11 protein-coding genes are annotated in these 9,614 nt (G+C 72.2%); 6 read left to right on the top strand and 5 right to left on the bottom strand.

Features of this window, described 5'->3' with window-relative positions; translation table 11 throughout:
- The coding region (locus ABTY20_RS29510; RefSeq protein ID WP_352000171.1) for a DUF6542 domain-containing protein at positions 1-447 on the top strand (447 nt) is incomplete at its 5' end.
- Positions 448-450: 3 nt separating this feature from the next.
- On the opposite strand, the gene ppgK is transcribed toward ABTY20_RS29510, so the two are convergent.
- A complete protein-coding gene (gene ppgK, locus ABTY20_RS29505) occupies positions 451-1,197 on the bottom strand; it encodes a polyphosphate--glucose phosphotransferase (RefSeq protein WP_352000169.1) in 747 nt (248 codons plus the stop codon).
- 70 nt (positions 1,198-1,267) lie between these two features.
- Positions 1,268-2,287, bottom strand: coding sequence for a 4-hydroxy-3-methylbut-2-enyl diphosphate reductase (locus tag ABTY20_RS29500; protein WP_352000168.1), 1,020 nt, complete (start codon positions 2,285-2,287; stop codon positions 1,268-1,270).
- 64 nt (positions 2,288-2,351) lie between these two features.
- Here ABTY20_RS29500 and xseA point away from each other — a divergent pair, with 64 nt between their 5' ends.
- The 3 genes from xseA to ABTY20_RS29485 all read left to right on the top strand — a co-directional run bounded on the left by xseA (position 2,352) and on the right by ABTY20_RS29485 (position 4,557).
- Positions 2,352-3,560 carry an exodeoxyribonuclease VII large subunit gene (gene xseA / locus ABTY20_RS29495; RefSeq protein ID WP_352000166.1) on the top strand — a complete coding sequence of 403 codons (1,209 nt, stop codon included), beginning with the start codon at positions 2,352-2,354 and terminating at the stop codon, positions 3,558-3,560.
- Between the two features lie 9 nt (positions 3,561-3,569).
- Positions 3,570-3,842, top strand: a complete 273-nt coding sequence (locus tag ABTY20_RS29490) for an exodeoxyribonuclease VII small subunit (protein WP_352000164.1) — start codon at positions 3,570-3,572, stop codon at positions 3,840-3,842.
- A gap of 124 nt (positions 3,843-3,966) precedes the next feature.
- Positions 3,967-4,557: a malonic semialdehyde reductase gene (locus ABTY20_RS29485; RefSeq protein WP_352000163.1), complete on the top strand. Its 591-nt coding sequence runs from the start codon at positions 3,967-3,969 to the stop codon at positions 4,555-4,557.
- 66 nt (positions 4,558-4,623) lie between these two features.
- Here the strand turns inward: ABTY20_RS29485 and ABTY20_RS29480 are convergent, their stop codons facing one another.
- On the bottom strand, positions 4,624-5,130 hold the full coding sequence (locus ABTY20_RS29480) for a DUF4245 domain-containing protein (protein WP_352000162.1): 507 nt from the start codon (positions 5,128-5,130) through the stop codon (positions 4,624-4,626).
- A 143-nt stretch (positions 5,131-5,273) separates the two neighbouring features.
- On the opposite strand from ABTY20_RS29480, the gene glpX reads away from it, so the two are divergent.
- Entirely contained in the window at positions 5,274-6,308 is a 1,035-nt protein-coding gene (gene glpX / locus ABTY20_RS29475; protein ID WP_352000161.1) for a class II fructose-bisphosphatase, read from the top strand.
- A gap of 218 nt (positions 6,309-6,526) precedes the next feature.
- Here the strand turns inward: glpX and ABTY20_RS29470 are convergent, their stop codons facing one another.
- Complete coding sequence (locus tag ABTY20_RS29470) at positions 6,527-6,901, bottom strand: WhiB family transcriptional regulator (RefSeq protein ID WP_352000160.1); 375 nt, start codon at positions 6,899-6,901, stop codon at positions 6,527-6,529.
- 102 nt (positions 6,902-7,003) lie between these two features.
- Positions 7,004-7,699: a DUF1707 SHOCT-like domain-containing protein gene (locus tag ABTY20_RS29465; protein ID WP_352000159.1), complete on the bottom strand. Its 696-nt coding sequence runs from the start codon at positions 7,697-7,699 to the stop codon at positions 7,004-7,006.
- Positions 7,700-7,845: 146 nt separating this feature from the next.
- Between ABTY20_RS29465 and ABTY20_RS29460 the strand changes: the two genes are divergently transcribed.
- Positions 7,846-9,525: a fumarate hydratase gene (locus ABTY20_RS29460; RefSeq protein WP_352000158.1), complete on the top strand. Its 1,680-nt coding sequence runs from the start codon at positions 7,846-7,848 to the stop codon at positions 9,523-9,525.
- Positions 9,526-9,614 lie beyond the last annotated feature (89 nt).

Here is a 9,614-nt window from a genome sequence, read left to right as displayed (position 1 = left end):
CCCTCCCGTGCGCCGGAACGCCGGCCCGGGCCCCCGTCCGCGGCCCGGCGGCTGCCCGACCCGCGGCTCACCGGGCTGGGCTCGGGCCTGTTCTGCGGGCTGGCGATGCTCGTCCTGGGCCTGCTGGCCGACGTGCTGTTCGGGGCGTCGCAGACCGCGTACGGCGTGCTCTTCCTGCCGGTGTGCGTGCTGACCGCGCTGTGGGTGCGCGAGGGGGACCTGCTGGTCGCGCCCGTGGTGGCGCCGATCGCCTTCGCCGTGGGGCTGCTCCCGCTCGCCGACCAGGGTGGCGGCGGCGTGGCGGGCCTGGTGACGGGCCTCGCCACCCAGGCCGGGTGGCTCTACGGCGGGACGCTGGCCGCGGGCCTGACCGTGCTCGTCCGCAGGACGCGCCGGGTCCGCGCGGCCAACCGGCGCGCCGGGCGGGACCGTCCCACCCGGCCGTGAGCCCTACGCGCCCGTCGCCGCCCGCATCGCCGCGCCCACGATGCCCGCGTTGTTCTGGAGCTGGGCCGGGACGATCTCCGCCCTGATGCCCCGGATGCGGTCCAGGAACTTGTGGGACTTGCGGCTGACGCCGCCGCCGATGATGAACAGCTCGGGCGAGAACAGCATCTCCACGTGGGCCAGGTACTTCTGCACCCGGTGCGCCCAGTCCTCCCACGACAGGTCGTGGTCCTCCCGGGCCTTGCTGGAGGCCCGCTTCTCCGCGTCGTGGCCGTCCAGCTCGAGATGGCCCAGCTCGGTGCTGGGAACGAGGACGCCGTCCACGAACACCGCGCTGCCGATGCCGGTGCCGAAGGTCAGCAGGATCACCGTGCCCCTGCGGTGGCGTCCGGCGCCGAAGTGCATCTCGGCGACGCCGGCCGCGTCCGCGTCGTTCACCACCGTCACCGGCAGGCCGCCCAGGCGGTCGCCGAGCAGCACGCGCGCGTCGGTGTCGATCCACCTCTTGTCGACGTTGGCCGCCGTACGGATCGTGGTGCCGCCGGTGACGACGCCGGGGAAGGTGACCCCGACCGGGCCGGTCCAGCCGAAGTGGTCGACGACCTGCTTCACGCCGTCGGCCACCGCGTCGGGGGTGGCCGGGTGCGGGGTGAGGACCTTGTGGCGCTCCCGCGCCAGGTCCCCCTTGTCCAGGTCGACCGGGGCACCCTTGATCCCGGAACCGCCGATGTCCACACCGAAGATCTGCATGGCCCCACGTTACGACGTACGACGCAACGTCACGGTCCCGGCCTCCGCGGCCGTCACGCCCGCTCCGCCGTCACCGCGCGGCGTCCGCCCCCGAGCCGCCGCGCTCGGCCACCAGGGCCGCCGCCTCCTCGCGCAGGTCGCGGCGGAGCTCCTTGGGCAGCGAGAAGGTGATGGACTCCTCGGCGGCCTTGACGATCTCGACGTCCTCGAAACCGCGCTCCGCCAGCCAGGCGAGCACCTGCTCGACCAGGACCTCCGGCACCGAGGCGCCCGAGGTGACGCCGACCGTGGTCACGCCCTCCAGCCAGGCCCCGTCGATCTCGTCGGCGAAGTCCACCAGGTACGCCGCGCGGGCGCCGGCCAGCTTGGCGACCTCCACCAGCCGCTTGGAGTTGGAGGAGTTGCGCGAGCCGACCACGATCACCAGGTCCGCCTCGGCGCCCATCTGCTTGACCGCGAGCTGGCGGTTCTGCGTGGCGTAGCAGATGTCGTCGCTGGGCGGGGAGATGAGCTGGGGGAACTTCTCCTTGAGGGCGTCGACGGTCTCCATGGTCTCGTCGACGGACAGGGTGGTCTGGGAGAGCCAGACGACCTTGGAGGGGTCGCGGACCTCGACCTTCGCGACGTCACCCGGCCCGTCGACGAGCTGGATGTGGTCGGGGGCCTCACCGGAGGTGCCGATGACCTCCTCGTGGCCCTCGTGGCCGATCAGGAGGATGTCGTAGTCGTCGTTCGCGAAGCGGACGGCTTCCTTGTGGACCTTGGTGACCAGCGGGCAGGTGGCGTCGATGGTGGCGAGCCGGCCGCGCGCGGCCTCCTCGTGGACGACCGGGGCCACGCCGTGCGCGGAGAACATGACGATGTTGCCCGGGGGGACCTCCTCCGTCCGTTCGACGAAGATCGCGCCCTTCTTCTCCAGGGTCTGCACGACGTATTTGTTGTGCACGATCTCGTGCCGGACGTAGACGGGGGCCCCGTACTGCTCCAGGGCCTTCTCGACGGCGATCACGGCGCGGTCCACACCCGCGCAGTAACCACGGGGGGCGGCGAGCAGGACACGGCGGCCAGGAGAAGCGGTCATGCGTCCCATCGTAAGGCCGCGTCCCGGGGCCCGGTCACGGTGCGTTGTCGGTGGGGCGCACTACTCTCGCGGCATGGCTCTCAACACGTCTGCGGAAGCGCCGCTGCCCGTCGGTGAGGTGTCGCGGCTGATCGGGGGGTGGATCGACCGGCTCGGCGCGGTGTGGGTCGAGGGGCAGATCACCCAGCTGTCGCGGCGGCCGGGCGCCGGGGTGGTGTTCCTGACGCTGCGCGACCCGTCGCACGACGTCTCGGTGGGCGTGACCTGTTACCGGCAGGTGTTCGACGCCGTCGCGGACGTGGTGGGCGAGGGCGCGCGGGTGGTGGTGCACTGCAAGCCGGAGTGGTACGCGCCGCGCGGGCAGCTGTCGCTCCGGGCCGCCGAGATCAGGCCGGTGGGGGTCGGGGAGCTGCTGGCGCGCCTCGAGCAGCTGAAGAAGTCGCTCGCGCGGGAGGGCCTGTTCGCGCCGGAGCGGAAGAAGCCGCTGCCGTTCCTGCCGCGGCTGGTCGGGCTGGTGTGCGGGCGCGCCTCGGCGGCCGAGCGGGACGTGCTGGAGAACGCGCGGCTGCGGTGGCCCGCCGTCCGCTTCGAGGTGCGCAACGTGCCCGTGCAGGGGGTGCACGCGGTGCCGCAGGTCGTCCAGGCCGTGAAGGAGCTGGACGCGGCCGACGAGGTGGACGTGATCATCGTGGCGCGGGGCGGCGGCAGCGTGGAGGACCTGCTGCCGTTCTCCGACGAACAGCTGGTACGGGCGGTGGCGGCGTGCCGGACGCCGGTCGTCTCGGCGATCGGGCACGAGCCGGACAACCCGCTGCTCGACCACGTGGCCGACCTGCGCGCCTCCACGCCGACCGACGCGGCCAAGAAGGTGGTGCCGGACGTGGGCGAGGAGCACGAGCGGGTGCGGCTGCTGCGCGACCGCGCGCGGCGCTCGGTCCGGGCGCTGCTGGACCGGGAGGAGCGCGGGCTGGCGCACGCGCTGGCCCGGCCCTCGCTGCAGGATCCGCACCGGATGGTCGACGCCCGGGCCGAGGAGGTGACGGCGCTGCTGGAGCGGAGCCGGCGCAGCCTGCGGTACCAGCTGGACCGGGCCGACTCCGAGCTGACCCACACGCACGCGCGCGTGGTGGCCCTGTCCCCCGCCGCGACGCTGAAGCGCGGGTACGCCGTGCTCCAGCGGGCGGACGGGCAGGCGGTGCGGGATCCGGCCGAGGTGGAGTCCGGCGAGGCCTTGCGGGCACGGGTGTCCGAGGGCGAGTTCACTGTCCGAGTCGACGCATAGGGTGGACGGATGACCGGCAAGACGGAGCAGACGACGACGGCGGCGGCCGAGGCGCTCGGGTACGAGCAGGCACGGGACGAGCTGATCGAGGTCGTACGACGGCTGGAGGCGGGCGGCACGACGCTGGAGGAGTCCCTCGCGCTCTGGGAGCGGGGCGAGGAGCTGGCGGGGGTGTGCCGGCGCCGGCTGGACGGGGCGCGGGCCCGGCTGGACGCGGCGCTCGCGGAGGAGGCCGGTGCGGAGGAGGCCGGTGCGGAGGAGGCCGGGGAGACCGGTCAGTGAAGTGGATCACCGGATCCCCGGTTTAATTGAACCTTGAACTTCAAGGGCGTACGGTCGGTCCGTCCACCGGCCCGCGTCCCGTGCACACGAACGCGGGCCGACGCACCCCCGAGAAGGTTCACGCATGTCTCTCGCCCTTGACCCCGCCGCCCAGGACCTGCTGTTCCGCGAGGCGCGCACCGCCAACACGTTCACCGACGAGCCGGTGACCGACGAGCAGGTGCGGGCGATCTACGACCTGGTCAAGTACGGCCCCACGTCCATGAACCAGTCGCCCCTGCACATCACGCTGGTCCGCTCCCCCGAGGCCCGCGAGCGTCTCGTCCGGCACATGGCCGAGGGCAACCGGACGAAGACGGCCTCCGCCCCGCTGGTCGCGATCCTCTCCGCGGACAACGAGTTCCACGAGGAGATGCCGCACCTCTTCCCGCACTTCCCGCAGGCCAAGGACGCCGTCTTCGGCGAGCGCCCGGTGCGGGAGGGCTCCGCCGCGCTGAACGCCACCCTCCAGGCCGCGTACTTCATCATCGGCGTCCGCGCCGCCGGCCTGGCCGCCGGGCCGATGACCGGCCTCGACCTCGAGGGCGTCCGCAAGGAGTTCCTGGACGACGACCACACCCCGCTGATGGTCGTCAACATCGGCCGCCCCGGACCGGACGCGTGGTTCCCGCGCTCCCCGCGCCTGGAGTACGAGCAGGTCGTCACGACCGTCTGAGCACCGGCTCGACGCCCGAGGGCCCCGTCGGACCGGCCGGTCCGACGGGGCCCTCGCGCACTCCGCTCACTCGGTGCGCAGCGCCTCGGCCATCTTCGTCAGCTGGCCGAACGACCCCGTGCCGGTGACCACGGTGGTCGAGCCCTCGGTGCCCTCCAGCACCAGCGCGTCGTAGTGGTCGCCCTCGTAGCGCGTCCAGGTCGCGCCGTCGATCCGCTGCGTGGTCCCCGTCTCCACGGCGCCCTGCGTCGCGTCCTCGATGAACACCGACCGCTTGCCCGCGGACTGCTCGACCGCCACGTACTCCCCGTCGGGCGCGTGGAAGCCGAGGTGCCAGGCCTCGGACTCGGCGCCCCGGTAGCGGACGGAGGTGGGCTTCCACTCCTTCGACAGGCCCTCCGGCGCGGCCACGGGGTAGGAGGCGGCCCGGCGGGCCGTGAGCAGGTCGACCCGGTAGTCGACCCGCTTGATGTCGGGTTCGCCGTCCTCGTGCGGGATGAACAGCCAGACCACTCCCGCGACGAGCATGATGAACGCCAGGGAAAGGATCATGTCCCGGGCCGTTTTCTGCATGCTGCTCGTTCCTGCCACGCCCCCTATCGTCGCAGGTGCCCGGTGCGCTCATCCGTGGGGGCCCCTGCTCATTCTGTCGGACTGGCGATAGAGTCGTGCCCACACCCTCATCCGGCCGTCGTCGTACAGAAAGGTGCGCTCCGATGACCGAACACCACCACCTGCCGTCCGAGCTCGATGTCCCGTCCGAGGCCCCCGACCGCAACCTCGCCCTGGAGCTCGTACGGGTGACCGAGGCCGCGGCCATGGCCGCCGGCCGCTGGGTAGGGCGCGGTGACAAGAACGGCGCCGACGGTGCCGCGGTGCGCGCCATGCGCACCCTCGTCTCCACCGTCTCGATGAACGGCGTCGTCGTCATCGGCGAGGGTGAGAAGGACGAGGCCCCGATGCTCTTCAACGGGGAGCGCGTGGGCGACGGGACCGGCCCGGAGTGCGACATCGCCGTCGACCCGATCGACGGCACGACCCTGACCGCCAAGGGCATGACGAACGCCATCGCGGTGCTGGCCGCCGCCGAGCGCGGCTCGATGTTCGACCCGTCGGCCGTGTTCTACATGGACAAGCTGGTCACCGGCCCGGAGGCCGCCGACTTCGTCGACATCAACGCGCCGGTGAACGTGAACATCCGCCGGGTCGCCAAGGCCAAGCGGGTCACCCCCGAGGACGTCACCGTGGTGATCCTCGACCGGCCGCGGCACGAGGGCATCATCAAGGAGATCCGGGAGACCGGGGCGCGCATCAAGCTGATCTCCGACGGCGACGTGGCCGGCTCGATCCTGGCGCTGCGCGAGGGCACCGGCATCGACCTGCTGCTCGGCGTCGGCGGCACCCCCGAGGGCATCATCTCCGCCTGTGCCGTGAAGTGCCTGGGCGGCACGATCCAGGGCAAGCTGTGGCCCAAGGACGACGAGGAGCGGCAGCGGGCGGTCGACGCGGGGCACGACCTGAACCGGGTGCTGACCACGGAGGACCTGGTCACCGGGGACAACGTGTTCTTCGTGGCGACGGGCATCACGGACGGCGAGCTGCTGCGCGGGGTGCGGTACCGGTCGGAGACGGCCACGACCGACTCCATCGTGATGCGGTCGAAGTCCGGGACGGTGCGGAGGATCGACTCCGAGCACCGGCTGAGCAAGCTGCGGGCCTACAGCGCGATCGACTTCGACCGGGCCAAGTGAAACGTCACTTCGGTCCGGGGCCCGAGGCGCACGGCGTGCGGGTGGGTCACGGGTGCGCGGTGCCTGCGGCGCGCGAGCGGGTGCGCGGGGGCCGCTCGCGCCCACGCGGCGGAGCCGCACGTGTCACAGCCCCGCGCCCCTGAGGCGAGACCGGACCCGGCGCGGGAAGGGTGCCCCCTGTGCGGAGGGGGTGCCCTTTCTCCTTGCGGGCGTGCGCGTCAGCCCGCTGCCGCGATGCGGCCCGGGCGGGAGGCCTTCTTCAGTTCCATCTCGCGGCGCCTGCGGCGGGCGAGGACCACACGGCGTTCGGCGGCGGTGAGGCCGCCCCAGACGCCGTAGGGCTCGGGCTGGAGCAGGGCGTGCTCGCGGCACTCGACCATGACCGGACAGCGGGCGCAGACGCGCTTGGCCGCCTCCTCACGGGAGAGCCGGGCGGCGGTGGGTTCCTTCGAGGGTGCGAAGAACAGCCCCGCCTCGTCGCGCCGGCACACCGCCTCGGTGTGCCAGGGGGCGTCCTGGTCCCTGTCCCGCGTCACCGCTCGCCGAGCCGGGACGGCGGCTATCTGCAGGGACGAATGCGGCGGTTGCGGCACGGTCTACTCCTGACGACGGCTTCGCGAGCGAGACACGATGCAGCAAGGCTTACCCGTTGTGCGCGCGCCTATGCACTGGGTTCCGAACGGCCCGACGGCCCGTCAGTGACCCAGGTGTCTGCGCACGCTCCTGTCGACCTTGCGCTGCACCCTGTCGAGGATGTCCGCCACGAGCCTGCCGCGCCGGGGCCGCGCCTCGACGGAGCCCAGCACCGCCCAGCCGTCGACGTAGACCACCGGGGCCTCGTCGTCGGCCGCGTCGAGCGTGTCCACCTCGAAGGAGCCGAGCACGCCGCCGCCCATGCCGCGCAGCGACACGTTCTCCGGGACCCGGACCTCGACGCTGCCGAAGACGGAGAACGCCTTGACCATGACCTGCTGGTGGTCGAACAGCGCCTCGCTGAGGTCGATCTCGACGCTGCCGAAGACCGCGTACGCGTGGATGCGGCGGCCGGCCCGCCACCGCCCCTTGCGGGTGGCGGCGCCGAACACCGCGACCACGTTGTCGTCGGGGTCCACCGGTATCGCGCCGGCGGCGGGGCGGCTGGGGGCGGAGCCGTGTGCCGCGCGCCGCCGGTGGGCCGCCGGCAGGTCCCGGACGAACGCGTCCAGCTCCCCGACCGTCTTGGCGGCCAGCACGCCCTCGACGCGCTCCGCGTGCTCGTCGGCGGTGAGCCGGCCCTCGGCGAGGGCCTCGCGCAGGAGGTCGGCGATACGGTCCCGGTCGGCGTCGGAGGCGCGCAGCTCGGCCGTCCGCGGCGCCGTGTCCGGCTGCTGGGCGTGCTTCTGGAGGTCCACGACGGCAGCGTACCCAAACGCGATAGATCGCGACTACCCCCTGGCGGGACCGACTGAGGACAACCTCACAGGTTCGCCGCCGACGGCAGGTCCTACGCTGGTGACCGCCCGCCGACGGAGGCGGGCGGTCTTCTGTCGAGTGAGGAATGGGCGAGATGCCTGAGTTCGAGTACGCGGATCTGCTCCCCATGGGAGAGGACACCACCCCCTACCGGCTGGTGACCTCCGAAGGTGTCTCCACCTTCGAGGCCGGCGGACGGACGTTCCTCAAGGTGGAGCCGGAGGCGTTGCGCAAGCTCGCCGAGGAGGCCGTCCACGACATCCAGCACTACCTGCGCCCGGCCCACCTGGCGCAGCTGCGCCGCATCATCGACGACCCCGAGGCGTCGGGCAACGACAAGTTCGTCGCCCTGGACCTGCTGAAGAACGCGAACATCGCGGCGGCCGGCGTGCTGCCGATGTGCCAGGACACCGGCACGGCGATCGTCATGGGCAAGCGCGGGCAGAACGTGCTGACCGAGGGCCGTGACGAGGAGGCCCTGTCCCGGGGCATCTACGACGCCTACAGGAACCTGAACCTGCGCTACTCGCAGATGGCCCCGCTCACCATGTGGGAGGAGAAGAACACCGGCTCCAACCTCCCGGCGCAGATCGAGCTGTACGCGACGGACGGCGACGCCTACAAGTTCCTGTTCATGGCCAAGGGCGGCGGCTCGGCCAACAAGAGCTTCCTGTACCAGGAGACCAAGGCCGTGCTGAACGAGGCCTCCATGATGAAGTTCCTGGAGGAGAAGATCCGTTCGCTGGGCACGGCCGCCTGCCCGCCGTACCACCTGGCGATCGTCGTCGGCGGCACGTCGGCCGAGTACGCGCTGAAGACCGCGAAGTACGCCTCCGCGCACTACCTGGACGAGATCCCCTCCGAGGGCTCGGAGCTCGGGCACGGCTTCCGGGACAAGGAGCTGGAGGAGAAGGTCTTCGAGCTGACGCAGAAGATCGGCATCGGGGCGCAGTTCGGCGGCAAGTACTTCTGCCACGACGTGCGGGTGGTCCGGCTGCCCCGGCACGGGGCGTCCTGCCCGGTCGCCATCGCGGTGTCCTGCTCGGCGGACCGGCAGGCCGTCGCGAAGATCACGGCCGAGGGCGTGTTCCTGGAGCAGCTGGAGACGGATCCGGCGCGGTTCCTGCCGGAGACGACCGACGAGCAGCTCGAGGAGTCGGGCGAGGTCGTCAGGATCGACCTGAACCAGCCGATGGACGACATCCTCGCCGAGCTGACCCGGCACCCGGTCAAGACCCGGCTGTCCCTGACCGGCCCGCTGGTCGTGGCGCGCGACATCGCGCACGCCAAGATCAAGGAGCGGCTGGACGCGGGCGAGGAGATGCCGCAGTACCTCAAGGACCACCCGGTGTACTACGCGGGTCCCGCGAAGACGCCGGAGGGGTACGCCTCGGGATCCTTCGGGCCGACGACGGCCGGGCGCATGGACTCGTACGTGGAGCAGTTCCAGGCGGCCGGCGGCTCGAAGGTGATGCTGGCGAAGGGGAACCGGAGCAAGCAGGTCACGGACGCGTGCGCGGCACACGGGGGGTTCTACCTCGGGTCCATCGGCGGCCCGGCGGCCCGGCTCGCGCAGGACTGCATCAAGAAGGTCGAGGTCGTCGAGTACGAGGAGCTCGGCATGGAGGCGGTGTGGCGGATCGAGGTGGAGGACTTCCCGGCGTTCATCGTCGTCGACGACAAGGGGAACGACTTCTTCCAGGACCCCTCGCCGCAGCAGCCGACGTTCACGTCGATCCCGGTGCGGGGGCCCGGGCTGGCGTAGTTCCGCGACAGGGGGCGGTGGGGGCGGTTCTTCCGCCCCCCCCCCCCCCGCCCCCGGGCCGCCCCCCGGCCCCACCCGCGGGCGCCGAA

This window comes from Streptomyces sp. NPDC126497 (assembly GCF_040302425.1).
Lineage (GTDB): Bacteria > Actinomycetota > Actinomycetes > Streptomycetales > Streptomycetaceae > Streptomyces.
The sequence above is the reverse complement of the archived record's forward strand: the minus strand, read 5'-3'. Positions and strand labels throughout refer to the sequence as shown.

Excerpts from the sequence above, each read along its gene's own strand:
- ABTY20_RS29480 (WP_352000162.1), bottom strand. The coding sequence starts at position 5,130 with ATGCAGAAAACGGCCCGGGACATGATCCTTTCCCTGGCGTTCATCATG.
- ABTY20_RS29500 (WP_352000168.1), bottom strand. The coding sequence starts at position 2,287 with ATGGGACGCATGACCGCTTCTCCTGGCCGCCGTGTCCTGCTCGCCGCC.
- xseA (WP_352000166.1), top strand. The coding sequence starts at position 2,352 with ATGGCTCTCAACACGTCTGCGGAAGCGCCGCTGCCCGTCGGTGAGGTG.
- glpX (WP_352000161.1), top strand. The coding sequence starts at position 5,274 with ATGACCGAACACCACCACCTGCCGTCCGAGCTCGATGTCCCGTCCGAG.
- ppgK (WP_352000169.1), bottom strand. The coding sequence starts at position 1,197 with ATGCAGATCTTCGGTGTGGACATCGGCGGTTCCGGGATCAAGGGTGCC.
- ABTY20_RS29460 (WP_352000158.1), top strand. The coding sequence starts at position 7,846 with ATGGGCGAGATGCCTGAGTTCGAGTACGCGGATCTGCTCCCCATGGGA.
- ABTY20_RS29490 (WP_352000164.1), top strand. The coding sequence starts at position 3,570 with ATGACCGGCAAGACGGAGCAGACGACGACGGCGGCGGCCGAGGCGCTC.
- ABTY20_RS29485 (WP_352000163.1), top strand. The coding sequence starts at position 3,967 with ATGTCTCTCGCCCTTGACCCCGCCGCCCAGGACCTGCTGTTCCGCGAG.